Origin of the sequence: Arthrobacter sp. (assembly GCF_048266065.1) — a bacterium.
Classification (GTDB): Bacteria; Actinomycetota; Actinomycetes; order Actinomycetales; family Micrococcaceae; genus Arthrobacter_H.
This window is the reverse complement of record NZ_JBLXAH010000004.1, coordinates 102,461-127,005: the sequence shown is the minus strand read 5'-3', so window position 1 is coordinate 127,005 and position 24,545 is coordinate 102,461. Positions and strand designations below refer to the sequence as shown.

The window sequence follows — 24,545 nt, the reverse complement described above, 5'->3', positions numbered from 1 at the left end:
GGGATGAAGACATGGGGGGTCCTTTGCTCGGTGTCGCTACTGCCGCAGGGCCAGGCGTGCCCAGTCCTGGTCCAGGGCGCGCAAGGTCGGGTCGACGGGTGCGCCGACGGCAATCGACTGGATGTAGTTCTCCGCCGGGATCATCCGCGGGATGAATTGCGAGGCGCCCATGTAGAAGCGGGAATCGTCGTAGTAGCCACGCATTTGGGCGATGCGCGGGTCGGGCTTCTGGTCGTCGTCGTTCCGGGTGCCAAAGCCGAGGAACTCCCGGTTGTAGGCATCCTGGATCTCCGGCTTCATCAGGAAGGAAAGGAACTCCCTGGCTGCTTCCTGCTGACGGGAGTCCTCGGGTATCCACAACGACAGGTCGATGTTCACCCGGATCTTGCGGTCAGCGGGATCGTCCGTCATGGGCAGGGGGAAGGTGCCCAGATCGAGGGAGGGGTTGGTCTTCGCGATCTCACCGAAGGCCCAGGGGCCCTGCATGATCATGGCGGCCTTGCCCTTGGCCATGGCCGTGTTGCCGTCGCCGTAACCCCGGGAGCGGGCGTTCGCGTTGGAGAAGGCGGCGAGCCTGGTCATGCGCGTGACCGGTTCGCCAAGTGTCTTCTCGAACGAGACCGGGGATTCGGGTCCGACCGCGGTTCCCAGGTCATGCATGTGCCGGTAGAACGCCTGGACGTCGACCATGCCGCCGACCGTGTAGTCGAACAGGCCCTGCGTGACGGTCCATGGGTCGCGGTAGGTTCCGTAGATGGGGGTGGTTCCCGCATCGGCCAGTGTCTCGCAGAGCTGGATCATGTCCGACCATGTTTCGGGGATCTCCAACGAGTGGTGGGCGAACACCGCCTTGTTGTAGATGACCGAAGCCGCGGTCACCGAATACGGCAGGACACTCGTGCGGCCTGCGTAGGTCGCATATTGGTCGGCCAGCTGCTTGACGTCGTCCCGGATGGCCGAGGCCTCGGGCAGGTCCGAAAGGTCGGAAAGTGCCCCTCGTTCCATGAACCTCCCCATCTCCAGGTTGTAGTTCAGGGCCGCGATGTCAGGTGGGTTTCCCCGTACGAAGGCGCCGGCCAAGCTGCTCGTGGAGTCGTGGATGACGCGTATACGGGACTGCGACGCATTGAAGCGTCCCGCGAGGTCCTTGAAATAGCCGATGGCCTCCGGCTTGGACTGGTGGAACGTGATTTCGGTGCGCGGCTTCCCGGTCGAGCAACCCGACAGGGCCGCCGCCGCACCCGCTCCGCCCATGGCCGAGAGGAACGAGCGCCGCGACATGCTCTGGGGGCCCTGGGCAAGCGTGCGTGCCACGTGTTCTCCGGATTCGTCGGTGCAGTCGACACTGCAATTGGTTGAATGAATAAATCTAATATGACAATCAAGTCTTGAGAGGCAATACTTGGGCATGGAAGGCAGGTGTGTCAAGGGTCATGGATGAAGCAGTTTTCACGGCGGCAACGCCACGGCGTTCCAACGCCACGACGATCCTGCGCATCGCCTGGGAAGGTGCGGCCATCACGGCAGCGGATCTGATGGCGGCGACGAGCTTGACGCGCTCCACCGTCATCGGGTTGTGCGACGAGCTCGTGGACACCGGATGGCTCCGCGAGCTTCCCAATGCGCGCACTGCTGGTTCGGACTACCACAAGGGGCGGCCGGCCAGGCGCTACGAGTTGCGGGCTGATGCGGGCGTCGTGATCGGACTGGACGCCGGGCCGCACAGGTTCCGGGCAACAGTGGCGGACCTGCGTGGCGCCGTTCTCGGGAGTAGTTCCCGGGCCGCGGACCCGACCATGGCTGCCGGTGGCGAACGTCTCGGCCTGGCCGAGGCGGTCATCGGGGAGGCGCTGGCCACGGCCGGCGTCGACGCCGCCGACGTCCTGTGCCTGACAGTGGGCGTTTCAGCCCCCGTGGACGGACAGGGGATCTCGCCGCAGACCACCGTTGACTTCTGGCAGCGGATGAACCCCGGCTTCGCCCACCACTTTGCTGCACGGGGGTGGGCAACTGTCGTCGAGAACGACGCCAACCTCGCCGCGGTGGCGGAGGGCGCCTGGGGCGCTGGCCGAGGCTGTGGCTCCTACGTGACGCTGGTTTCCGGCGAGCGTTTCGGCGCCGGGTACGTCCTGGACGGCCAACTCGTCCGGGGAGCCAGCGGTGGGGCGGGCGAACTCCACCTGCTGGATCTGGTCGAGGGAGTCGGATCGGCCGACGGACTGGGGGCGGTCGCCCGGCAGTGGGCCCGGGAGGCCCGCGCTTCCGAGGCACCGGGGACGCCAGGCGTCCTGGCCGGGCTGGACAGCGAACAGATCAACGCCGAGCAGGTCTTCGACGCCGCGCGCCAGGGCGACGCGTTGGCCGTCGACATTGCCGATCGCCTGGCGGCACGCCTGGCACGGATCTGCGCCGTGTTGGCCGGCCTGTTGGACGTCGAGCGCATTATCGTCGCCGGAGCTGTCGCCCCCGCACTGGACCTCCTGCTCGAGCAGACCTGCCGGAAACTCGGGGAACTGATGCACACCCCGCCACCTGAAATCGTGGCGTCCACCCTGGGGGACAAGGTAGTCGGGGCCGGTGCCGTCGTGCGGTCGTTGCAGTACGTTCGGGACCATGCGCTGGACATGCGGCCAGCCAGCTCGGGCGGACGCTAGAAGCGAAGCGAGGCCTCGTCGCTGACCGAGAGGGAAAGCACTGCGGTTTCGATGGCGTCGTGGCCCTCGAGTTCGTGTTCGATCCTGCGCATCTGGCGGGCGACTTCCTCTTCGGGGTCATTGCCCACCAGGTCCACCTCGGCCACCAGGAAGAGGCGGCCCGGACCGATGTACTCCAGGTGCAGGTAGGTGACCCGGTTGACCTCCTCGTGATCCTGCAAGGCGCGGCCCACCTTGCTGCGGATCTCCGGGGTTGAGCTGGCACCGACCAGGAAATGCCGGTTGCGGTCGATCAGTACCAGGGCCACGACGCCGAGCAGGAGGCCGATGACCACCGATCCCAGGGCGTCCCAGAGGCCATTGCCGGTGACCAGATGCAGGTAGATGCCCGCGGCGGCGACGATGAGGCCGATCAATGCCGCGAAGTCCTCAGCCACCACGGCACGCAGCGTGGTGTTGGAGGTCCGCAGCACCAACTTCAGCACCGACGTCCCCGCCGCCCGGGCCTGCCGGCGGGCCTGCACGACCGCCTGGGTGAAGGACGTGCCCTCCAGCACGAAGGCAATGCCCAGCACCATGAAGGAGAGCCCGGGCGATTCCACCGGTGCCGGATTGGCCAGTTCCTGGATGCCGTGCATGACGGAGAAGACGGCACCGGCGGTGAAGATGCCGACGGCTGCGAACATCGACCACACGTAGGCTTCCCGGCCGTGCCCCAGCGGATGCCTGTCGTCCTTGGGCCGCGCCGACTTCCGGTCGGCGATCAGCAGGAAGATCTCGTTGCCGGCATCGGCCCAGGAATGCGCTGCCTCGGCCGTCATGGAGGCGGAGCCGGTGGTCAGGGAGACAACGCTCTTGGCGATCGCCACCAGGATATTGGCGCAGAAGGCGATGATGACTGTCATGTGCAGGACTCCATGGCGCCAGTGTATGACCCGGGGAAGGGGGACGACGGCGCCGGTGTAGCGTAAGGCACACGGCGCCATGGAGGCGCCACGAAACGGATGTGCATCATGGCAACACCGAACCAACCCGTCCTGGGGGTCCTGGGCAAGTCCCGCAAAATCGACGAATACCGTGTGCCGATCCACCCGGCCCACCTGGAACGCATCGACCCCGGTGTGCGCGATCGCCTGCTCCTGGAGGAAGGCTACGGGGAGAGGTTCGGCTACACGGATGCCGACCTCGCGGCGCTGGTGCGCCAGGTGGCCCCCCGGCAGCAGGTCATCGACGCCTCCGATACCGTGCTGCTGGCCAAGCCGCAGGCCCGCGACCTCCAGGACCTGCACGAAGGGCAGGCGCTGTGGGGCTGGCCGCATTGCGTCCAGGACCGCGAACTGACACAGCTGGCCATCGACAAGCGCCTGTCCCTGATCGCCTTCGAGGCGATGAACCACTGGGCCAGCGACGGCGGGTTCTCCCTGCACGTCTTCCACAAGAACAACGAACTCGCCGGCTACAGCTCGGTCATCCACGCCATGGGCCTCGCCGGGATCACCGGGGACTACGGCCGGCGGTTGACCGCCGTCGTCATCGGCTTCGGGGCCACCGCCCGGGGAGCGGTCACCGCGCTGAGGGCCCACGGGATCCTGGACGTGCGGGTGCTCACCAACCGCAGGGTCGCCTCCGTGGCATCGCCGATCCATTCGGCCCAGATGATCCAGTTCGACCACGACGGCGGCCCGTACCTCAGCGAGGTCATCACCGATGACCGGGGCAGGGTCCCGCTGGCCCCGTTTCTGGCCGAAAGCGACATCGTGGTGAACTGCACCCTGCAGGACCCCAACGACCCGCTGCTCTACCTGCGGACCGAGGACCTGGCTGCCTTCAGCCCGGGCAGCCTGATCGTGGACGTCTCCTGCGACGCCGGCATGGCGTTCGACTGGGCGCGGCCGACCAGCTTCGCCGACCCGATGTTCACGGTCGGGAAGGACATCGACTACTACGCGGTGGACCACAGCCCGTCCTACCTGTGGAATTCGGCCAGCTGGGAAATCAGCGAGGCGGTCCTGCCGTTCCTGGACCTGGTCATGAGCGGGCCCGCGGCGTGGAAGGACAGCGAGACCCTGACCCGGGCCATCGAGGTGCGCGACGGCGTCGTGCTCAATCCCGCCATCCTCGAATTCCAGCAGCGCCGGCCCGAGTACCCGCACCTGCCCCGCTGATTCCTTGCGGGAGGTCGCCGGCGGGGCCTAGGTTGGAAGGGAGAGCCCCCAGCCGGGGACGCCAGGCATCCAGGAGGCAACCATGGCAGCATCGGACGGCACGGTCATCATCGGCGGGGGCCTGGCAGCGGCCCACGCGGTCCAGACCCTGCGCGAGCACGGGTACCCGCGCAGCATCACGGTGATCGCCGACGAGGCCATGGCGCCCTACGAACGCCCGCCGCTGTCCAAGGACTTCCTGCAGGGCAAACAGGAGGCCGAGGCGGCCATCGTGCACCCTGCCGACTGGTACGCCGAGCACGATGTCACCCTGCTGCTCGGCGAACACGCCGCCTCGATCGACCGGGCGGGGCATACCGTGGCCCTGGCCTCCGGAACCGAGATCCCCTACGGCCAGCTGCTGCTGGCCACCGGTGCCGACGCGCGCCGCCTGCACCTGCAGGGTGCCGACCTGCCGGGGGTGCTCACCCTGCGCCGGATCGGGGATGCCGAGAACCTCAAGACGGTCTTCGCCGCCGGCGGGCGCCTGGTCGTCGTCGGTGCCGGATGGATCGGCCTGGAAGTGGCGGCCAGCGCCAAACAGGCGGGCATGGACGTGACGGTGGTCGCCCCGAGCAGCACGCCGTTGGGAAGCGTCCTCGGCGAGGAAATCGGCGCGCATTTCGCCGACCTGCACAGCAGCCATGGTGTCCACCTGCGCCTGGGCCTGCAGGTCACGGCCATCCTCGAGGCCGACGGGCGGGCCGCGGGGGTGGAAACCTCCGACGGCGAGGTGCCGGCCGACGTCGTGCTCCTGGCCGTGGGTGCCACCCCTGCCGTCGAACTGGCCGAGGCCGCCGGGTTGGCGACGGACAACGGCGTGCTGGTCGACGCCGCCCTGCGCACCAGCGACCCTGACATCCTCGCCGCCGGGGACGTCGCCAACGCCGAGAACACCGAGCTGGGACGCTTGCGCGTTGAACACTGGGACAACGCCATCCGGCAGGGGCAACTGGCCGCGAAGACCATCCTGGGGCATACCGACCGCTACGACTGGCAGCCCTACTTCTTCACCGACCAGTTCGATCTGGGCATGGAATACGTCGGGCATGCCGGGCCCGAGGCGCAGACCGTCATCCGCGGTGACCTCGAGGAGGGGGAGTTCATCGCCTTCTGGGTCGAGGACGGAGTTCTCACCGCGGCGATGAACGTGAACATCTGGGACGTCAACGACACCCTGCGTGCGCTGCTGGGCCGTGCGGTGGAAGTGGAACGGCTGGCCGACGAGGACGTGCCCCTGGATCAACTGTGATCCGCGGCGCGTGGACGGGCACGATGCGCCGGGAATGAATCCGGTTCCCTAGACTGTTGTCCTCGGTACGCGCCACGGAAGCAACGAGGCACTTGGCCGGTCACCCACACCGCACCATGCCCTCGAAGGTAGGAAACCCCGCATGACCACCCCGCCACACACCACCTTGCTGTCCGGACGCCCGCTGCTCATTGCGATGGTCGCCTTGGCGTTGGGCGGTTTCGGCATCGGGACCACCGAGTTCTCCATCATGGGCCTGCTGCAGGAGGGGGCTGCCGACCTGGGGGTCGGCAACGCCGACATGGGCCTGATGATCTCCGCCTACGCCCTCGGCGTGGTCGTCGGGGCTCCGCTGCTGACCGCCTTGGGGGCCCGGGTGGCCCACAAGACGATGGTCTCCTGGCTGATGGTGCTCTTCACCGTGGCCAACTTCTCCTCCTTCCTGGCGCCCACCTATGACTCCATGCTGGTGACCCGGTTCCTCTCCGGGCTGCCGCACGGCGCCTACTTCGGCCTGGCAGCGATCCTGGCCGGGAACCTGGTGCCGGCGACCATGCGTGGACGCGCCATCGCCTGGGTGATGATGGGGCTCTCGGTCGCCAATGTGCTCGGGGTACCCGCGGTGACGTGGCTGGGCCAGCAATTGGGCTGGCGGTGGATGTTCGCCTCAGTGGCCATCATCGGGGTGCTGACCCTGGTCTCCATCCGCCTCTGGGTCCCGTTCAACCCCATCCACGAAGGGGCGAGCATCCGCAGGGAACTGACAGCGCTGCGCAGCGGACGGGTGTGGATGGCCATGGCGACGGGCATCGTGGGCTTCGGCGGGTTCTTCGCCGTCTACTCCTACATCAGCCCCACGCTGACGGACGTGACAGGGCTCCAGGCGGCCGCTGTGCCGCTGGTGCTGGGCCTGTACGGCATCGGCATGGTCTTCGGGAACCTGCTCGGTGGCCGGCTGGCCGACTGGTCGGTGCACGGGAGCATCTACATAGCCACGATCGCCATGGTCGTGTTCATGAGCGCCTTCGGGCTGCTCTCCCCGTACCCGGTGCCGGCGCTGATCCTGGTCTTCATCCTCGGCGGAACCGGATCGATCCTGGTGCCGAGCCTGCAGGCACTGCTGATGGATTCGGCGCCGAAGGCCCAATCGCTGGCCGCCTCGCTGAACCACTCGGCCCTGAACATCGCCAACGCGCTCGGTGCCGCTCTGGGTGCGGCGGTCATCAAGCTCGGCTTCGGATACCAGGCCCCGGCGTTCCTCGGCGCCGGGTTGGCGCTGCTGGGATTGTGCCTGGCGCTGCTGACCGCACGCGTGTTCAAGGCGCGTGCCGCGGCCGACGCCCGGGCCGCGGAGCAGGCCGCCGAACTGGCCTGACCCGCCGCCCGGGGACGGCAGGAGGGTGCCTTAGCCGGCGTCCTGCACGGCCGAGATGTTGAACATCCAGCCGACGCCGAACTTGTCGGTCAGCTGGCCGAACGAGTCGCCCCACGGGGCCTTCTCCAAGGGCATGGTGATGTCCGCGCCGTCGGAGAGCTTCTCCCACCAGCCCTGGAGGGTCTGGGCGTCGGGGGCGTCGGCTCCGTCGGAGCTCAAGGCGGTGGTCCCGTTGGGGGAGACCGGGTAGCCCTCGCCGGAGTCGCTGCCCATCAGGTGGATGCCGCGCTCGACGTAGAGCGAGGAGTGCATGACCTTCTGGCCCTGCTCGGGATCCTGCTCGCCCATGCCGTCGGCGAACGTCAGCACGCTCAACTCGCCGCCGAAGACTGAATTGTAGAACTCCATGGCCTCGCGCGCATTGCCGTCAAAGCTCAGGTACGGGGTCAATCCGATGCTCATGATGCTGTCCTTCGGTTGGGGACGGACGCGGTGGCGCCCGAGGACATTGTTGCCGACGGGGCGGACAGTTGGGAAGGCCTCAGCGGGCCCCCTCATCTCCCTCGCCGACGGCAGGTTCGCGTTCCTCCCCGGGACGCTCCTGTGTCCCACCGGTGTCTTCCGGGTCCACCTTCGCGGCGCGGGCACGCGCCGGGACGGGACGTGGGGGTGCCTGGCTGGAAATGAGCACGTTGATCCACCGGGCCTTCGGGTCGGCATCGACCAGGAGGGCCTTGAGCAGCAGGGTCGCCGGCAGGGCCAGCAGTGCGCCCAGCCAGCCGAAGACCCAGTACCAGAACAGCAGCGACAGGAACGACACCGTGGGGGTGACCCCGACGGATTGGCCGGTGAACTTGGGCTGGATGATCGACTGCACGGTGAAGTTCAGCAGGCTGTAGGCCGCGACGACGGCGATGGCCGGTCCGGGGCCGCCATCGAGCAGGGCCAGCAGTGCTGGCGGAACCAGGCCGATGACGAACCCGATGTTCGGGATGTAGTTGGTCAGGAAGGCCAGCTCGCCCCAGACCCAGATCAACTCGATGCCCAGGATCGCCAGGACCCAGACGTCAAGCAGGGCCACGATCAGGCCGAAGACCGTGGTGACGACCCAGTAGCGGCGCACCCCCTGGCTGAAGGACATGATGGCCTCGGTGAACCGGGGGTTGATCCCGCCGATCGCCTGCAGCCGGCGTCGGATCTGGGTGGAATCCATGCCGAGGAAGAACACGGTCATCACCACGGTGGCCAGCAGTGACATGACAGATGAGACGTTGTTCAGCAGCGGGCGCACCACATTGACGATGCTGCCGGCGTTGATGGACTTGAGCTGGTCCACGAGCATCGATTCGCTGATGCCCAGGGCGCCCAGCCAGGCCGAGACGTTCATCCAGAGGTCGATGAATTCCTTGTTGTACCGGGGCAGGGCCAGCAATAGTTCGCTGCCGGCCCACGCCGTGGACCCCAGGAAGGCGAGGAGCAGGGCCAGCACGAGCAGGACCGTCAGCACGGCCGCCAGGTAGCGGTGCATGAAGCGGGACATGAGCAACTGCAGCGGATAGGCCACGATCATCAGGTTCAGGCCCAGGAAGACCGGGGCGACGATGCTGGACAGTCCCTGGAAGAAGTGAAGGGTGACCGCCAAACCGGCGAGCCCCAGGCAGATCAACACGAAGCGTGGCATCGGTGCCCTGGGTTCGGCGGCCGGCGTCGGGTCGTTGGCCATGGTTGGTTCCATGGGTTGGTGGTCCCCCTGCTCTCGTTCGGGTACCAGCTTACGGTGGCGGCGAGGGCGGCGGCATCGGCCCAGGGGATGAGGTGGGCTGGCGGGTCCGGCGTCGATTGGCGCATCACCGCCCGGGTGCTGTAGATTATTAACTCGTCCCGGACGTCCGAATACGACGGCGGGGACAGCTTGCGGGGGTATGGCGCAGTTGGTAGCGCGTCTGCATGGCATGCAGAAGGTCAGGGGTTCGAATCCCCTTACCTCCACCACAGGCACAGGGCTTTTCGGTTCGTCGGAACCGGAAGGCCCTGTGTCTTTTTGCCGCCGGTTTCCCGCACCCCGTTCCCTGGGGGAGGATTTCCGGATGAGAACCTTGATCGTCGGTGCCGGGGCAACGGGCGGGGCCTTTGGTGCCCGGCTGCAGGAAGCCGGCCGCAATGTCACCTATCTGGTCCGTGCGCGGCGGGCAGAACGTCTCCGCAGGGACGGGCTGCGCTTCGTCTCCCCGGACGGCGACCGCATCCTGCCGGTGCAGGTGCTCACCGCAGACCAGGAGGCGAAACCCTTCGACCTGGTGGTCATCGCGGTGAAGGCCACGGGCCTGGACGCCGCCCTGCGCGATGTCGGCCCCTTCATCGGCCCGGGCACCGCCGTGCTCCCCATCCTGAATGGCCTGCGCCATGTGGACCTGATCCGCGATCTGCCCACCGGCATCCCGCTGGGCGGGCTGGTGAAGATCGTCGCCACCCTCGATGAGGAAGCCGCCGTCGTGCAGATGACCGCCTTGGCCAGCATGACCATCGGCACCTTTGACGGCAGCCAGGTCCCCGGCGGGCTCGTCGACCTGCTCCGGGTGCCGGGCATCGACCTGGCCGTCAGCGGCGACGTCATGCAGTCGCTGTGGGACAAATGGGCCTTCATCGCCGCGGCCGGCGTCGTCAGCTGCCTGTTCCGCAACACGGTGGGCAACATCCTCGAGGCCGGGGGATTGGGCCACATCGAGGCCGCCATCGCCGAGGCCGAATCCGTGGCGGCCGCCGCCGGTTTTGCCACCACCGGCTCCAGCCACGACCAGTCCATCGGCCTGCTCACCGAGCCCGGTTCCGCGTTCACTTCCTCGCTCTACCGGGATGTCATCGCCGGACATGCCGCCGAGACCGAACACATCCTGGGGGATCTGCAGTCCCGGGCCCGCCACCTGGGCGTGGTGACGCCCCTGCTGGACCTGACGCTGGTGCAGCTGCGCGCCGGGGAAGTGGCGGGCCGCAACGCCCGGGCCTGATGACCGCTCGGCGGGCGGCGGGCGCGGACCTCGGGTGGCCGCCGGGTGAACGCGGACCGCTGGTGTTGTGCGGGGATGCGTCTGCGGCTATCGTGCCGGACATGCAGCGCCGTGGCCCGATCCCGTTCCGGAAGGACGACCTGTCGTGAAATTCCTCCTCACCTCCGCGGGCATCACCAACCCCAGCATCGCCGCCGCACTGTCCGGACTGCTGGGCAAGCCCCTCGGCGAATGCCGGGCCCTGGTCATCCCCACGGCCATCTATTCCTTCCCGGATGGCACTGTGAAGGCCTGGGAGGCGATTTCCGGCACGGCGGAGAACCCCCTGTGTGGGTTGGGATGGAAGTCGGTGGGCGTGCTGGAGCTGACCGCGCTGCCGACCATCCGTCCGGAGACCTGGATGCCGGCGGTCCGGGAGGCCGACGCGCTGCTCGTCTGGGGAGGCGACGTGCTCTACCTGTCCCATTGGATGCGGCGCTCTGGGTTGGCTGACCTGCTGCCATCCCTGGACCAGGCGGTTTATGTGGGGATGAGTGCGGGAAGCATCGCAGCCACACCGTACAACTGCGATGCGGAGTTCGACCTACAGTTCGTGCCCGAGGGCGATGGCCGGGGCACGGAGGCCGAACGCGGCCTCGGACTGGTGGAGTTCACCCTGTATCCGCACTTCGGGCACCCGGACATGCCGGACACCACCGCGGAGCAGATCGGTCGATGGGCCGCGGGCATTCCGGTTCCGACCTACGCGATCGACGACCAGACGGCCATCAGCGTGGACGCCGGCGGGGTCAACGTCGTGTCCGAGGGATCGTGGCGGCTGTTCACCCCGTAAACCCCGGGTGGTGGCGCGGCCAGCGTTCGGGGGTACCCGCCCGTCCGTGAAAGGTCGTCGATGGCCAGGAAAACCAAGAAGCCCTCGCGATCCGGCGGGAGCGGAGTCCGCGACCGGAATGCCGCAGACGTCAGCTCTCGCCGGCCCACCGGGTCGGCTGCAGCAGCAAGGACTGCCGGCGCTGGTGCACGGTCAGGTAGCGCAGCCCCCCGGGCCCGGCGGTGAACGCCCGGCGGGAGCGGCGCGGCAGCCACAGCAGCGCCCCGGGCACCAGGTCCACGTCGCCGCGTTCGGTGGCCAGCGTCCCCGATCCGCCCAGAACGTGGATCATCACGTCGAGTTCGGGCCCGGCGAACGCGTCGATGGTCCCCCCGGGGGGAAGGGCGATGATGTTTGAATCCAGGTCGCGCTCGCGCACCGGAATGTTCCAGACCGCGCCGGTGGCCCCGGGGGCGCCGGTTTCGGCGGCCACATCGTTCGTGTTCAGCAGGATCCGGGGCAGGGGCGTGCCGGCGAGCTTGGTGATGCGGATCCGCCAGGCGCCCTCGGTGGTCTCCAGGTACTCCCACCCGTGGCTGCCCGGATGACCGGCCTCGAATTCGTCTCGAAGGTTCCGCGGGTCGTGGTCGTTGACCAGGATGAACGATCCGCCGACCGGCAGCTGTCCGTAGGCAGCGAAGATCTCCGGATGGCGTTGGGGCTTCGGCAGCTCCCGCACGTCGAGTTCGGGAATGGAGGCGGCGGGGTCGGTGGACATGGACGGTGCTCCTTTACTCTGCGAGGGCTTCCACGGCGGCGGAAACCCGGTGGTGGTCTGCTGCCGAATAGGCGACCAGCAGGACGCGTTCGACAGCGGTGGGCGTGGACGTGATCGCCTCGATGGCGGCAGCCACTGCATCGTCCGCGGGCCAGCCGTAGACACCCGCGCTGATCAGCGGGAACGCGACGGACCTGGCTCCCAGCCCGGCGGCGACCTCGAGGCTGCGCCGGTAGCAGGAGAGCAGCAGCGAACGGTCGCGCTCGCCGGCCGCGTGGTTCGGCCCCACCGTGTGGATGACCCACCGGGCCGGCAGGTTCCCCGCAGTGGTCCACCCGGCGTCGCCGGTGGCCAGGCCGTGGGGGAAGCGGGCGATGCAGTCGGCGAGCACCTCGGACCCGCCGGCCCGGTGGATGGCCCCGTCCACGCCGCCACCGCCACGCATCGCGGTATTGGCGGCATTGACGACGGCATCGACGTGCTGTGTGGTGATGTCCCCGTGCACGGCCGTGAGCGTGGTCATGGCCGTTCCCGCCCGCCCAACCAGTCCATCACCGGGGAGAGCGTCGCAAAGCCGGCTCCGCCGTCGTTCTCGTGGAACAGCGAGATGTAGGGCCGTTCGGCGGACTTGAAGAGCCGGTGGTAGGACTCCGCCGGCCGGGTGCCCCCCATGATGACGACGGCGCTGCTGCGTTCGGGGGCGATGGCACGGGCCAGGGCGATCCCGTGCAGCCGCCCGAAACGCGGGGGGCCGACGAGCACCAGGGCGTCGTAGAACACGATGTCGTTGGCGGCGGCCTCGCTGACCCGGATCTGTTCGGCGAGATGTCCGGTGCCGCGCAGCTCGTTTTCCAGTGCCTGGGCATAGTCCCGGGTGGGGGCGTGGCGTGCGTAGTGCACGATCGCGACGGTGAGCATGGTTCCTCCTGGGGCTCAGAACAACGCGGGCCGGCCGCGGCCGGCAGGGGGTGGGTCCAGGGGTGCGTACGCCGTCATGGCCGGCTACCTCGTGATGTCCGCGAGTGCGGCATCCAGCTCGGGGTACTCGAACGCGAACCCGGCCGGGCCGAGCCGCGACGAGGTGGCGTGCCGGCCCGTCAGGCCCAGGGCGGGATCGCTGCGCAACGCCGCTGCACCGAGCCGGAGAAGCGGTTCGGGGGTGGGCAGGCCATGGCGCTTGAGGGGGCCGGCCGCCAGGACGGCGCGGAGGCCGCGCATCAGCTCGGCATTGCGCACCGGGTGGGGCGCGGAGGCGATGAGGATCCCGTCGGGCAGCTCGATCCCCGGCTCCAGCCCGAGCCCGGCCCGCACGATGCGCAGCCAGTCCGCCAGGTGGATCCAGCTGAACCATTGGCGTCCGGTCCCCACGCGCCCGCCGAGCCCGGCCCGCGCCAGCAGCGCCAGCCGGTCGAAGGCGGGGGACTCCTGCTCCAGCACGACGGCGGTGCGCAGGATGGTCTCGTGGGCCGCGTTGGCTCCGTTGAGGGCCTCCTCCCAGGGGCGGGCGACGCCGGTCATCTGCGGGAGGGCCGCCCGGCCGGCGGGGACCGGGGAGTCTTCGGTCAGCTGCTCCTCGCCGGCATCGGAGTAGATGGCCGTGGTGCTGGCCTGCACCCACCGGGCAAGCGGGGTGGCGAGCGTGCGGCTGGCCTGGACGAGCGTGCGCGTGGCATCGACCCGCGAATCGCGGAGTTCGGCGATCGCCTCGGCCGAGGGGCGGACATCGACCAGGCGGCCCGCCAGGTTGACCAGCGAGACCTCCCCCTCCCCGGCGGCCAGTTCGGCGGCCCAGGCGCCCTGGCTGCGGCCGTCCCACCGGACCTGCCGGAACGGGGCATCGGGCCGCGGGGTGCGGGTCAGGATCACGGGATCCAGGCCGCGGCAGAACAGGTCCGCGGCCAGCCGGGTGCCCAGGAAGCCGTTGCCTCCGGCGATCACCACGCGCCGTGCCCGGTCGGTCGCCCCGCCGGCCAGCCGGTACAACCGCGCACAATTCTCCGCAAAGTGGGCAGCCAGCGGCTTGGCAGCGGTTTCGGTGAAGACGGCGGCGCCGTAGCCCGCGATGGCGACCCGCTGGGTCAGCAGGGTGCCCAGATCATGGTCGGCGACCTCCCACTGGACGAGCAGCCCGCCGCCGGGCTGCGGCTGGCGCCAGGCGAAGGTCCGGCCGGCCTCATGCCGGGTGACCACCGCGTCCGGGGCGGTGCGCGAGTGGATGGCGCCCAGCAGCGGCGGATTCGGGGTGAAGGCGAGCCGGGTGCCCGGGACCGGGGCGCCGTCGTGCGCGGGGACCAGTGAGCGCACCGCCCGGTTCCATTCCGGCAGCCGGGCCGGGTCCGAGACGACGCGCCAGACCTCCTGGGGCGGCAGTGCGAGGACATGGTGCTGTGTGCGGTTCCAGGCCATGGTTTCAGCTTAGCCGCGAACCTTCGGCCGGGGTGCTGTCGGTGCCGTGGAGGCGGAAGAGGCGGCCATTCCCGGGGGGTGCCCCTATCTGCTTCGTCAAGGGGCCGGACCGTGAATCCTGAATATTCGTCGCGAGATTTTCGGGCATGGCGATGCGGGCCCAGCGGATGGGACGGATGCTCCGGCGCGAGACGATGTCGGGCGGGATTCAGGCTGCCAGGGCCATGGGTTCCTGGTAGATGGTCCCGTCGCGGAGCATGGCGAACAGGACATTGCAGCGTCGCCTGGCCAACGCGATGACGGCTTGGTTGTGTTTCTTTCCCTCGGCGCGCTTGCGGTCGTAGTACGTCCTCGATCTCGGGTCGTGCAGCGAGGCGAACGCGGAGAGGAACAACGCCCGTTTGAGGACCTTGTTGCCCTTGCGGGAGGGATGGTCCCCGCGGATCGAGGTACCCGAGCGCCACGTGACCGGCGCCAGTCCCGCATAGGAGGCGAGGTGCCCGGCGGTCTGGAAGTCCTTGCCGATGACCTCGGTGAGGATCCGGGCCTCGGTCCTGACGCCGACCGCCGGCAGGGACGTCAGGAGGATGTGAAGAGGGTGGGCCTCCACGAGCAGCTCGACCTGGGACAGGACCTCGATGCGGGCGGCGCGGGTCTGGGCCAGGGACCGGGCCAGCTGCGGCAGCACGATGCCGGCGGCATTGGTGCCCGAGACCACCACGCTTTGTTCGTCCAGGGCGGTGAACACGTCGACGGCCCAGCGTTTCCCGGCGCGAGGGGCGTGCTTGCGCAGCAGGGCCTCCACCCGTGCTTTCCCGGCGCGGCGTAGGGCTGCCGGGGTCGGGTATTTCGCCAGCAGCTCGGGCATCGCCTGGTGGTCCAGGTGCTCGCCGATCACCCGTTCCAGGGCGGGGTGGATCTGGGTGAGCAGCCCACGGATCCGGTTGCTGGTGGCGGTCGCCTGCTTGGCCAGGTCGTCATCGAATCCGCAGAGCATCGCCAGCTCCGCGACGTGCTCGTCGGCAACGACGATCGAGCGCAGCGTATGGGGCATGGTGCGTGCTGCTTCGGCGATGATGTAGGCGTCGCGGGCATCGGTCTTCGCTTCCCCGGGGTGCAGGTCCGCGATGCGGCGCATCGCCAGTCCGGGCAGGTAGCCGACCATGATCCCGGCGGCTTGGGCCACCGCGACGGGCAGGGCGCCGATGGTCGCGGGCTGGTCCACGACCAGCAGCAGGCGCCCGTGGCGGGCCAGCTTGGTGATGATGGCCTTGAGCTTGGCCTCGTCCTGGGGCAGGGGCTTGTCCAGGATCTTCTTGCCGGCGCGGTCCAGAGCGACGGCGTGGTGGTTGGTTTTGCCGACATCGATGCCGATGAAAACATCGACGGTTTCGTGTTCGGGGATCATCGTCTTGCCTTTCGGAAACATCGGGACAGCCAGCGGATGTGACGCGCTGGCTTGTCCTGCGGCTCCAAGGCTCGGCATCCACGTTATGGCCGATATTGGTGGTTCAACCCCGCCTGTATCCGGCCCCTATTAGCGATTTCCCTGGTGCCTATCGAACCCCGGTGACAACACCCCCCGGATCATTGAAGACTGGGGGCAGGAATCAATGCCGGGGCCGACAGGCCAGCAACCCCAATGCTTGCTCAACTAGGGGCTGGGAAAGAGATAACGGGATGGCCGCCTCGTCGGGCCAGCTGCCGCGTGCCGGAATCGCTAGTCGGCGTCCTGGGGCCCGGAGGCCACGAACGCCGCCAACGCCGCGGACTGGGCCAGCCGGCACGCCTCGTTCAGGTACATCATGTGGCCGGCTGCATGGTAGTGGTGCGAAAACCGCGAGCGGGCCTGCTCGGAGAGCCGCAGGTGTGCCCAGGTGTATTCGGTCGCCGCGAACGGGGTGGCGCCGTCGTAATAGCCGTAGTCCACATGGACCCGCAAGTCCGGCAGGTCCACCAGCAGCCGCTCCAGATCGCCGGAGACGTCGACCGGTGCACCCTCGAAGGTGCGGTAGCTCCAGGGCTGGACCCGTCCGGTGAGCACCTCGTAGGGCAGGTCGGACTCGTAGCCGAGCTCGACGCGGACATAGTGGTTGACGGCTGCGGCGTAGGGCCCGGTGATCGCCCGCATGCTCGGGTCCTCCCAGGTGTGTGATGCGTGGAGCCTGGGTGGCTGCGCGGTGAACCGCCCGTCGATCCGGCCCACCAGCAGGCCCTGGTCCCGCAGGAGCTCGGTGGCGAATTCCATGTAGTCCCACCGCAGGTTGGTGCGCCGGATGAAGGCCTCGGACAGGGTGGTCAACTCGGCGAGGTGGCGCACGACGGCGTCGTGCTTGCGTTTGGTGAGCCGGTGGCCCAGGTGCAGGGCCAGGACATAGTCGCCGGAGGCGTAGTCCTGCGCGTCGCGGAGGACCTCTGCCAGGGGGCGGTTTCCGTGCCGTCCATGGTGGTGGGCGATGGCGGCATAGGTGGGCAGGTGCAGCGCATAGGGGGTGTCGTTGCCCGGCTGGAAGTCCAGCGTGGAGAGGTTCAGCACGGTGCTGACCAGCCCCAGCCCGTTGACGGCCAGGCCGTGAGCGTCATACAGCCGCCGGGCGACGGCGACGGCGCGCAGGGTCCCGTAGCTTTCGCCGACCAGGTATTTCGGGGACAGCCAGCGCCCGTTGCGGCTGGTCCAGAGGCGGATGACCTCGGCCACCAGGTCGCGGTCCTCGATGAACGCATGGAACTCGTCGGTCTTGCCGCCGTCGACCACCCGCGAATAGCCGGTGTCGACGGGGTCGATCACCACCAGGTCGGCGTGTTCGATGATGGATTCGGGGTTGTCCACCAGCGCATAGGGCGGCGGCGTCATGGCCCCGACATCGCCGGAGTCCACCCGGCGTGGTCCCAGCAGGCCCAGATGCAGCCACAGGCTGGCCGACCCGGGGCCGCCGTTGAAGGCGAACACGACGGGCCGGGGGGTGGGCGGTTCGGTCCGGGGGCCGTCGGCCGTATAGGCGACCACAAAGATCTCCGCCTTGGGCCGGTGCCCGTCGCTGGTCCCGTCCGAGGACTCCTCCCGGCGCAGGACCATCCGGCCGGTGGTGGTGGTGTAGGCCAGCCCCGAGGGGGCCCGGTGGTGCCGGGTGACGAAGTCGTCCGCCACTCCGGCGGGACCCGCGGGGGACGCGCCGGCGCCGGTCGGTTCGTTATCCGTCGCGGACGTCTGCTCAGCCATGCGCTCGAGCGTACACCGGCGTTCAGGCCACCTGCTGAAAACCCGTGGAGATCCTGACGACGTCCAGCAACCCGGCGTGGAGCATCAGCCGGCTTCCCGTGGCGTCGTCGCGCACCCACACCACACCTGCCGAGGGTGCGGTGGCCTCGATGCGCCCGCGGCAGTGCAGGTGCCCGTCGCGGCGGGCCTCGATGAGGTCGCAGGGTTCCAGCAGGGCGAGGTCGGCGACGGGGGAGAGGGGGATGTCCATGGGGTGCTCCTGGGGATGCGTGCCGGATATGACACCCCCACTCTCCACCGGCCGTGTTTCGGCCCGGTTTCCCCGCCGTTAGCTGCGCGTTGCCGCTTCCGGGGTCCCGGAGACCTGCGCCTCCATGGCCGAGAACTCTTCCTCGATGACCTCATTGCGCCGGTGCGTCATCCTCGAGACGATGACGGCGACGATGATGTTCAGGGCGAAGGCGGGCACGATCTCGTAGAGGAAGTCGTGCAGCGCCGGGATCTTGCCCCAGATGAAGACCGTTGCGGCGCCGACGACCATGCCGCTCAGGGCGCCGACGGAGGTCAGCTTGCGCCAGTACAGGCTCAGGATGACCAGCGGCCCGAACGCTGCGCCGAAACCGGCCCAGGCGAAGGAAACCAGCTGCAGGACGCTGGCGTTGCGGTCCAGGGCGATGAGGAAGGCGATGACGGCGATGACCAGCACCCCCGAGCGGCCCAGCATGACCTGCTTCTTCGCCGTCGATTCCCTCCCCACGATGTTGTAGAGGTCCTCCACCAGGGCGGAGGAGGAGACGATGAGCTGCGAGGAGATGGTGGACATGACCGCCGCCAGCACCGCTGCCAGCACCAGGCCGGCAATGAAGGGGTGGAAGAAGATCTGGCTCAGCAGCAGGAAGACCGTTTCCGGGTCGGTGATCTCCTTGGCGGGGTCACCGGCGAAGTAGGCGATGCCAACCAGGGCGGTGGCAATGGCACCGAGCGCTGAGATGGCCATCCAGCTGATGCCGATGCGGCGGCCGGCCTTGGCGTCGGCGGGGGTGCGCAGTGCCATGAAGCGCACGATGATGTGCGGCTGGCCGAAGTAGCCCAGGCCCCACGCGGCAGCGGAGACGATGCCGAGGATCCAGAGTCCCGTCGGATCGACGCCCAGGCCGTCGAAGAGGTTCAGGGCCCCCGGCTTGGCGGCCCGGATGCCGTCCACGGTGGCGCCAATGCCGCCGGTGGCGATGACGCCGACGATCGGAACGGCGATGAGGGCCGCGAACATCAGGAGCCCCTGGGCCACATCGGTCAGGGTGGCGCCCAGGAAGCCCCCGAACAGCGTGTAGGCCAGGGTGATGACGGCGACCGTGACCATCCCCACGAGGTAGGGCCAGCCGAAGGAGCTCTCGAAGAACTTGCCCGCAGCCACCATGCCGGAGGAGACGTAGAAGGTGAAGAACACCAGGATGATCAGCGAGGCGGCGATGCGCAGGACATGCGAGCTGTCCTTGAGGCGCTTCTCGAAGAAGCTCGGGATGGTGATCGCGTTTTGCGACACCTCCGTGTAGGAACGCAGCCGCGGGGCGACGAACTTCCAGTTCAGCCATGCACCGATGGTCAGCCCGATGGCGATCCAGGCCTCGACCAGACCGGAGACGTAGATGGCGCCGGGCAGGCCCAGCAGCAGCCAGCCGGACATGTCGGAGGCCCCGGCCGAGAGCGCCGCGACGCCGGGCTTCAGCCCGCGGCCGGCGAGCATGTAGTCGTCGAGGTCCTTGGTTTGGCGGAAGGCAAAGTAGCCGATGCCGAGCATTGCGGCGAGATAGACGACGATGGCCGCAAGCTGGAATGCTTGTTCAGACATGGTGTTCCTCAATTGTCCGGTGGGTGGGATGTCCGCCGGGGGGTGGCCCCGGTAGGGTCCGTCCGGCGATCTGTCAACGAAAACCGGGCGATGCGGGTGAGTGGTCTTCCGAGTATGGCACTCCGCAACGTCCCCATGTGAGGACGATCACGCCGCCGTGATGCTTTCGTGATGTGGCTAGTGGTATCCGGGTGACAAGATTTCCACTTCTCGCCCCAGCGCCCGGCGGACGGCCTCGATGCCCGGGTGCCGTGCGCTGGAGTGCCGCATGGACGTGAAGATCGAGCGTTGCGGCCGGCCGGGCAGGTCGGCGAGCCGGACGGTGGGCTCGCGGTGCGCCCAGACCAGGTCCGGCAGCAGGGCGACCGCGTTGCCTGATTCCACCAGGCCGATGTGGGCCTGGAGGTCGGCTGTCTCGTACCGGACGTCGGGCTCGAAGCCGGCCAGCCGACAGGCCTGCTCCGCCCAATGCCGGGAGGCGGCGCCGTGGGGTTCCATCACCCAGGGCAGGGCCGCGGCCTCGCGCAATGTGGAAACCCTGTCGAATTCGGGAGGCGCGTCGTGGGCGGGCAGCGCGAGTCGGATGTCGTCGTGGGTGAGGATCTCGCGGTCCAGCTCGGCGTAGTGCGGGGCCGCATGTTCCGGGTACTGCTCGGCCACGACCAGGTCGAAATCACGCGCCCAGGTCTCGTGCAGCGCCGTCTCGGGTTCATGCTGGACGACCTCGACCCGCAGGTGCGGGTGTTCCGTGCGCAGGGCCCGCAACGTGCGCGGCAGCAGGGCCAGTGCCGCAGTCTGGAAGGTGGCCAGCCGGACGGTGCCGGAGACCAGCGGCAGGGTGCTGGCCAGTGCCGCCTCGGCCCGTTCCAGCGATTCCAGCAGCTCGGTGGTGTGCGCGACGAGGACCTGCGCCTGGGGCGTGAGCGCCAGGCGGCGGCCGCTGCGCCGCAGCAGGACGACACCCGTCTCCTTCTCCAGCAGGGCCAGCTGTTGCGAGACCGCCGAGGGGCTGTAGTTCAGGGCGGCGGCGACCCCGGCGACCGTGCCGCGGATGCTCATTTCGCGCAGCAGCCGCAACCGCCTGACCTCGAGCATCGGCGTTCCCCTTCCCCACTCCACGAACCATCACTTTTACTTCACGCCATTCTTCACTAATCGTTGCTTTTACTTAATACATGACGGTTGGATACTGAATTTGTGGGGGTCTGCCCCACGCCGTGCAGGCCGGTCCGTGCCGGTCGTTTTCTGCTAGGAGCACCACCGAAGTGACCACCGCTTCCCCGTCCGCCGCCCCGGACAGCCTCGCTTCCCCGAAAGATCTCGCCGACGACGCCGTGGCGCTCGTCCGACGCTGGCTGGTCGAGGGGGCCAAGCAACCCGTCGACGCCTCGGCCCAGCAGCTGGCCGGGGTCCTGAAGGATCCCCAGGGACTGGATTTCACCGTCGGTTTCGTCGACGGCGTCATCCGCCCCGAGGACCTGAATGTGGCCGCCCGCAACCTGCGGTCCCTGGCCCCGAAGGTCCCCGGCTTCCTGCCCTGGTACATGCGCTCCGCCGTCGCACTCGGAGGGGCCATGGCCCCCGTGCTTCCCGGAGTGGTCATCCCCATTGCCCGGCGCGTGCTGCGGGAGATGGTCGGCCACCTGATCGTCGACGCCACCGACGCCAAGCTGGGCCCGGCCATCGCGAAGATCAAGCGCGACGACGTCCGGTTGAACATCAACCTGCTCGGCGAGGCCATCCTGGGTGAAAAGGAGGCGGACCGCCGCCTGCAGGGCACGGCCCGGCTGCTGCGCCGCCCGGACGTCGACTACGTCTCCATCAAGGTCTCCTCGACCGTCGCCCCGCACAACCACTGGGACTTCGAGAAGGCGGTGGGCCACATTGTCGAGAAGCTGGCGCCGCTCTACCGCATCGCCCGCGACGCCTCCCCGCGCAAGTTCATCAACCTGGACATGGAGGAGTACAAGGACCTCGACCTGACCATGGCCGTGTTCAAGCGGCTGCTCGCGGCACCCGAATTCCACGACGTCGAGGCCGGGATCGTGCTGCAGGCCTACCTGCCCGACGCGCTGTCGGCGATGATCTCGCTGCAGGAATTCGCCGCCGACCGCGTCGCCGCCGGCGGCGCCCCGGTCAAGGTCCGCCTGGTCAAGGGCGCGAACCTGCCGATGGAGATCATGGAGGCCGACATCCACGGCTGGCCCGCAGCGACCTGGCACTCCAAGCAGGCCACCGACACCTCCTACAAGTCGGTCCTGGACTACGCGTTGCGCCCCGAACACACAGCCAACGTCCACCTGGGCGTTGCCGGGCACAACCTCTTCGACATCGCCCTGGCCCACCTGCTGGCCCAGGCCCGCGGGGTCACCTCCGGGCTGGACTTCGAGATGCTGCTGGGCATGGCCACCGGCCAGGCGGCAGCGGTCAAGGCCGACGTCGGCTCCCTGCTGCTCTACACCCCGGTGGTGCACCCCGGGGAGTTCGACGTCGCGATCGCCTACCTGATCCGCCGGCTCGAGGAGGGGGCCAGCCAGGAGAACTTCATGTCGGCCGTCTTTGAACTCGACGGCAACGAGGCGTTGTTCGAGCGCGAAAAGCAGCGCTTCCTCGCCTCCCTCGAGGACCTCGGCGACACCGTCCCGGCGCCCAACCGCACCCAGGACCGCCGGGAGTACGACGCCGGAGCTGCCGCCACCGAGGTCGCGGAGCTCGCCTCCGGGACCCGCGGGTTCGCCAACACCCCGGACACCGACCCCGACCTGCCCGGCAACCGGGAGTGGGGCTCGGCGATCCTGGCCCGCGTCCCCGACAGCACGCTGGGGCTGGACACCATCGCCGCCCACACCCTGGGCACCACCGACCAGGTCGACGCCGTGGTGGAGTCCACCCGGGCCGCCGCCGAAGCCTGGGGGAAGATGACCGGCGCCGAGCGCGCTGCGGTGCTCCACCACGCCGGGGAACGCCTCGCCGCGCACCGCGCCGAATTGCTGGAGGTCATGGCCGCCGAATGCGGCAAGACCCTGGACCAGGGCGACCCCGAGGTCTCCGAGGCCATCGACTTCGCCCACTTCTACGCCGAATCGGCCCGCGCGCTCGACGACGTCGACGGGGCCGAGTACGTGCCCTCCCGGCTGACAGTGGTCACCCCGCCGTGGAACTTCCCGGTCGCCATCCCCGCCGGGTCCACCCTGTCGGCACTGGCCGCGGGATCCGGCGTCGTCATCAAACCCGCCAAGCAGGCGGCCCGCTCCGGTGCCGTGATGGTCCAGGCCATCTGGGAGGCGCTCGACGCCGCGGGCATCGGCCGCGAACTGCTCTCCTACGTGCAGCTCTCCGAACGCGAGCTGGGGACCCGGTTGGTATCGCACCCCAGCGTGGACCGGCTGATCCTCACCGGCGGATACGAGACGGCCGAACTGTTCCGTTCCTTCCGCCAGGACCTGCCGCTGCTGGCCGAGACGTCGGGCAAGAACGCGATCATCGTGACCCCGTCCGCCGACCTGGACCTGGCAGCCCGCGACGTCGCCGCCTCCGCGTTCGGGCACGCCGGGCAGAAGTGCTCCGCCGCCTCGCTGGTGGTGCTGGTCGGATCCGTCGCCACCTCGCGCCGGTTCCACAGCCAGCTCGTCGACGCCGTCCGGTCCCTGAAGGTCGGCTACCCGGTGGACCCGGCAACCCAGATGGGCCCGGTCATCGAACCGGCGCAGGGCAAGCTGCTGCGCGGATTGACCACCCTGGGCGACGGTGAGCAGTGGGTGCTGCAGCCCCGCCAACTCGACGACTCCGGCCAGCTGTGGAGCCCCGGCGTGCGCTCCGGGGTCAAGCGCGGCTCCGAATACCACCTGACCGAGTACTTCGGGCCGATCCTGGGCGTCATGACCGCCGAGACGCTCGAGGAGGCCGTCGGCATCGTCAACGACATCGACTACGGGTTGACCTCCGGGCTGCACTCGCTGGACCCCGCGGAACTCGGCTACTGGCTGGACAACGTCCAGGCCGGCAACCTCTACATCAACCGTGGAATCACCGGGGCCATCGTGCGCCGTCAGCCCTTCGGCGGATGGAAGAAGTCCGCCGTCGGCGCCGGCACCAAGGCCGGCGGGCCGAACTACCTTCTCGGCATGGGGTCCTGGATCGACGCACCCGTCAGCGCCGAGGCCATGGCAGCCGCCGACGCACACGCAGCCGTCTCCCACGCCACCGTGCGGACGGCGACGGGCATGGACACCTCCGCGACCTCCAACGCAGGAGTCGCCGGGGGCAGCGACATCCTCGGCGTGGTCGCCGCCGAGGCCGGAACCGCAGCGGGCAATGCCATCGACCCCGCCGACTTCGCCTGGCTGCAGGGTGCCCGCGCCACGGATGCCGCCCAGCTGGCCCAGGAGTTCGGGGTCGCGAAGGATGTGTCCGGGCTGCAGTCCGAACGCAACGTCTTCCGCTACCGCCCGGTCCCGGTGACCATCAGGTTCCAGGAGCCAACCTCCGGCCACGGCCTCGCCGAATTGCTGCGCGTGGTCTCCGCGGGGATCGGCGCGCATGTCGCCACGCGAACCGAGGGCATCAGCGGCCGGGTCGGAACCGGGTCCCGCCACGGATCCGGCATCACCGTCAGCCTCAAGGCAGAGCTTCCGGCCCGCGTCCTGGCCGCCCTGCAGGCCGAAGGCGTCGGCGTGGCCGTGGAGGACGATGCCGCGTGGGCTGCCCGGGTGGGCCGGCTTGCCGCGCAGACGGGACCCGACTCCGGGGCGCGCATCCGCTACATCGGAGACTCATCGGCGGCGACCTACGCCGCTGCCGGCGGCAAGCCGGACGTCGCCGTCTACGACCACCCGGTGGTGGCCGCCGGCCGGGTCGAACTGCTGCCGTTCGTGCGGGAACAGGCCATCTCGATCACCGCGCACCGGTTCGGCACCCCGAACCACCTCAGCGACGGGATCATCTAGCTCCAGACGCAGACGTCGGCGGCCCGGGCAGAAGTGCGGCGCGTT

Annotated in this window: 20 protein-coding genes and 1 tRNA gene; 8 read left to right on the top strand and 13 right to left on the bottom strand. The window is 68.9% G+C overall.

What is annotated here, in order from left to right:
* Positions 1–36: 36 nt before the first annotated feature.
* Entirely contained in the window at positions 37–1,281 is a 1,245-nt protein-coding gene (locus ACN0TP_RS08060) for an ABC transporter substrate-binding protein (RefSeq protein ID WP_417218557.1), read from the bottom strand.
* A gap of 152 nt (positions 1,282–1,433) precedes the next feature.
* Here ACN0TP_RS08060 and ACN0TP_RS08055 point away from each other — a divergent pair, with 152 nt between their 5' ends.
* Positions 1,434–2,654 (top strand): ROK family protein, encoded by a 1,221-nt coding sequence (locus ACN0TP_RS08055; RefSeq protein WP_417218334.1) that lies wholly within the window; start codon positions 1,434–1,436, stop codon positions 2,652–2,654.
* Here the strand turns inward: ACN0TP_RS08055 and ACN0TP_RS08050 are convergent.
* Positions 2,651–3,559: a cation diffusion facilitator family transporter gene (locus ACN0TP_RS08050; protein WP_417218333.1), complete on the bottom strand. Its 909-nt coding sequence runs from the start codon at positions 3,557–3,559 to the stop codon at positions 2,651–2,653. The genes ACN0TP_RS08055 and ACN0TP_RS08050 overlap by 4 nt on opposite strands.
* 108 nt (positions 3,560–3,667) lie before the next feature.
* On the opposite strand from ACN0TP_RS08050, the gene ACN0TP_RS08045 reads away from it, so the two are divergent.
* From ACN0TP_RS08045 to ACN0TP_RS08035, 3 genes are all read left to right on the top strand, one after another.
* Positions 3,668–4,819: a N(5)-(carboxyethyl)ornithine synthase gene (locus tag ACN0TP_RS08045; protein ID WP_417218332.1), complete on the top strand. Its 1,152-nt coding sequence runs from the start codon at positions 3,668–3,670 to the stop codon at positions 4,817–4,819.
* Positions 4,820–4,901: 82 nt separating this feature from the next.
* On the top strand, positions 4,902–6,110 hold the full coding sequence (locus tag ACN0TP_RS08040; protein WP_417218331.1) for an NAD(P)/FAD-dependent oxidoreductase: 1,209 nt from the start codon (positions 4,902–4,904) through the stop codon (positions 6,108–6,110).
* Between the two features lie 142 nt (positions 6,111–6,252).
* Positions 6,253–7,485 (top strand): MFS transporter, encoded by a 1,233-nt coding sequence (locus tag ACN0TP_RS08035; protein WP_417218330.1) that lies wholly within the window; start codon positions 6,253–6,255, stop codon positions 7,483–7,485.
* A 30-nt stretch (positions 7,486–7,515) separates the two neighbouring features.
* Here ACN0TP_RS08035 and ACN0TP_RS08030 read toward each other — a convergent pair whose 3' ends face one another.
* Positions 7,516–7,947 carry a VOC family protein gene (locus ACN0TP_RS08030; protein ID WP_417218329.1) on the bottom strand — a complete coding sequence of 144 codons (432 nt, stop codon included), beginning with the start codon at positions 7,945–7,947 and terminating at the stop codon, positions 7,516–7,518.
* A gap of 79 nt (positions 7,948–8,026) precedes the next feature.
* Positions 8,027–9,208 (bottom strand): AI-2E family transporter, encoded by a 1,182-nt coding sequence (locus tag ACN0TP_RS08025; RefSeq protein WP_417218328.1) that lies wholly within the window; start codon positions 9,206–9,208, stop codon positions 8,027–8,029.
* Positions 9,209–9,401: 193 nt separating this feature from the next.
* On the opposite strand from ACN0TP_RS08025, the gene ACN0TP_RS08020 reads away from it, so the two are divergent.
* The 3 genes from ACN0TP_RS08020 (at position 9,402) to ACN0TP_RS08010 (ending at position 11,322) form a co-directional block, all read left to right on the top strand.
* Positions 9,402–9,477: transfer RNA gene (locus ACN0TP_RS08020), tRNA-Ala, on the top strand.
* Between the two features lie 95 nt (positions 9,478–9,572).
* Positions 9,573–10,490, top strand: coding sequence for a 2-dehydropantoate 2-reductase (locus ACN0TP_RS08015; protein WP_417218327.1), 918 nt, complete (start codon positions 9,573–9,575; stop codon positions 10,488–10,490).
* A 145-nt stretch (positions 10,491–10,635) separates the two neighbouring features.
* The gene (locus ACN0TP_RS08010) at positions 10,636–11,322 is read left to right on the top strand and encodes a Type 1 glutamine amidotransferase-like domain-containing protein (protein WP_417218326.1); all 687 of its coding nucleotides are present in this window, start codon (positions 10,636–10,638) and stop codon (positions 11,320–11,322) included.
* Between the two features lie 130 nt (positions 11,323–11,452).
* Here ACN0TP_RS08010 and ACN0TP_RS08005 read toward each other — a convergent pair whose 3' ends face one another.
* From ACN0TP_RS08005 to ACN0TP_RS07965, 9 genes are all read right to left on the bottom strand, one after another.
* Positions 11,453–12,079 (bottom strand): DUF2249 domain-containing protein, encoded by a 627-nt coding sequence (locus tag ACN0TP_RS08005; protein ID WP_417218325.1) that lies wholly within the window; start codon positions 12,077–12,079, stop codon positions 11,453–11,455.
* A 13-nt stretch (positions 12,080–12,092) separates the two neighbouring features.
* A complete protein-coding gene (locus ACN0TP_RS08000; RefSeq protein ID WP_417218324.1) occupies positions 12,093–12,602 on the bottom strand; it encodes an O-acetyl-ADP-ribose deacetylase in 510 nt (169 codons plus the stop codon).
* Positions 12,599–12,997 (bottom strand): hypothetical protein, encoded by a 399-nt coding sequence (locus tag ACN0TP_RS07995; RefSeq protein ID WP_417218323.1) that lies wholly within the window; start codon positions 12,995–12,997, stop codon positions 12,599–12,601. Before ACN0TP_RS07995 ends, ACN0TP_RS08000 begins: the two co-directional genes overlap by 4 nt.
* An 84-nt stretch (positions 12,998–13,081) precedes the next feature.
* Entirely contained in the window at positions 13,082–14,485 is a 1,404-nt protein-coding gene (locus ACN0TP_RS07990) for a DUF1731 domain-containing protein (protein ID WP_417218322.1), read from the bottom strand.
* A 208-nt stretch (positions 14,486–14,693) separates the two neighbouring features.
* Positions 14,694–15,893 carry an IS110 family transposase gene (locus tag ACN0TP_RS07985; protein WP_417218321.1) on the bottom strand — a complete coding sequence of 400 codons (1,200 nt, stop codon included), beginning with the start codon at positions 15,891–15,893 and terminating at the stop codon, positions 14,694–14,696.
* 312 nt (positions 15,894–16,205) lie between these two features.
* Positions 16,206–17,705, bottom strand: a complete 1,500-nt coding sequence (locus ACN0TP_RS07980) for a S10 family peptidase (protein ID WP_417218320.1) — start codon at positions 17,703–17,705, stop codon at positions 16,206–16,208.
* Between the two features lie 22 nt (positions 17,706–17,727).
* Positions 17,728–17,955 (bottom strand): hypothetical protein, encoded by a 228-nt coding sequence (locus ACN0TP_RS07975; protein ID WP_417218319.1) that lies wholly within the window; start codon positions 17,953–17,955, stop codon positions 17,728–17,730.
* Positions 17,956–18,033: 78 nt separating this feature from the next.
* Entirely contained in the window at positions 18,034–19,554 is a 1,521-nt protein-coding gene (putP, locus tag ACN0TP_RS07970; RefSeq protein WP_417218318.1) for a sodium/proline symporter PutP, read from the bottom strand.
* 177 nt (positions 19,555–19,731) lie between these two features.
* Positions 19,732–20,649: a LysR family transcriptional regulator gene (locus ACN0TP_RS07965; protein ID WP_417218317.1), complete on the bottom strand. Its 918-nt coding sequence runs from the start codon at positions 20,647–20,649 to the stop codon at positions 19,732–19,734.
* Between the two features lie 170 nt (positions 20,650–20,819).
* Between ACN0TP_RS07965 and ACN0TP_RS07960 the strand changes: the two genes are divergently transcribed.
* Positions 20,820–24,500 (top strand): proline dehydrogenase family protein, encoded by a 3,681-nt coding sequence (locus ACN0TP_RS07960; protein ID WP_417218316.1) that lies wholly within the window; start codon positions 20,820–20,822, stop codon positions 24,498–24,500.
* Positions 24,501–24,545 lie beyond the last annotated feature (45 nt).

Bases quoted from the DNA above. Each gene is read 5' to 3' on its own strand.
- ACN0TP_RS08060 (WP_417218557.1), bottom strand. From the start codon at position 1,281: ATGTCGCGGCGCTCGTTCCTCTCGGCCATGGGCGGAGCGGGTGCGGCG.
- ACN0TP_RS08055 (WP_417218334.1), top strand. From the start codon at position 1,434: ATGGATGAAGCAGTTTTCACGGCGGCAACGCCACGGCGTTCCAACGCC.
- ACN0TP_RS08050 (WP_417218333.1), bottom strand. From the start codon at position 3,559: ATGACAGTCATCATCGCCTTCTGCGCCAATATCCTGGTGGCGATCGCC.
- ACN0TP_RS08045 (WP_417218332.1), top strand. From the start codon at position 3,668: ATGGCAACACCGAACCAACCCGTCCTGGGGGTCCTGGGCAAGTCCCGC.
- ACN0TP_RS08040 (WP_417218331.1), top strand. From the start codon at position 4,902: ATGGCAGCATCGGACGGCACGGTCATCATCGGCGGGGGCCTGGCAGCG.
- ACN0TP_RS08035 (WP_417218330.1), top strand. From the start codon at position 6,253: ATGACCACCCCGCCACACACCACCTTGCTGTCCGGACGCCCGCTGCTC.
- ACN0TP_RS08030 (WP_417218329.1), bottom strand. From the start codon at position 7,947: ATGAGCATCGGATTGACCCCGTACCTGAGCTTTGACGGCAATGCGCGC.
- ACN0TP_RS08025 (WP_417218328.1), bottom strand. From the start codon at position 9,208: ATGGCCAACGACCCGACGCCGGCCGCCGAACCCAGGGCACCGATGCCA.
- ACN0TP_RS08015 (WP_417218327.1), top strand. From the start codon at position 9,573: ATGAGAACCTTGATCGTCGGTGCCGGGGCAACGGGCGGGGCCTTTGGT.
- ACN0TP_RS08005 (WP_417218325.1), bottom strand. From the start codon at position 12,079: ATGTCCACCGACCCCGCCGCCTCCATTCCCGAACTCGACGTGCGGGAG.
- ACN0TP_RS08000 (WP_417218324.1), bottom strand. From the start codon at position 12,602: ATGACCACGCTCACGGCCGTGCACGGGGACATCACCACACAGCACGTC.
- ACN0TP_RS07995 (WP_417218323.1), bottom strand. From the start codon at position 12,997: ATGCTCACCGTCGCGATCGTGCACTACGCACGCCACGCCCCCACCCGG.
- ACN0TP_RS07990 (WP_417218322.1), bottom strand. From the start codon at position 14,485: ATGGCCTGGAACCGCACACAGCACCATGTCCTCGCACTGCCGCCCCAG.
- ACN0TP_RS07985 (WP_417218321.1), bottom strand. From the start codon at position 15,893: ATGATCCCCGAACACGAAACCGTCGATGTTTTCATCGGCATCGATGTC.
- ACN0TP_RS07980 (WP_417218320.1), bottom strand. From the start codon at position 17,705: ATGGCTGAGCAGACGTCCGCGACGGATAACGAACCGACCGGCGCCGGC.
- ACN0TP_RS07975 (WP_417218319.1), bottom strand. From the start codon at position 17,955: ATGGACATCCCCCTCTCCCCCGTCGCCGACCTCGCCCTGCTGGAACCC.
- putP (WP_417218318.1), bottom strand. From the start codon at position 19,554: ATGTCTGAACAAGCATTCCAGCTTGCGGCCATCGTCGTCTATCTCGCC.
- ACN0TP_RS07965 (WP_417218317.1), bottom strand. From the start codon at position 20,649: ATGCTCGAGGTCAGGCGGTTGCGGCTGCTGCGCGAAATGAGCATCCGC.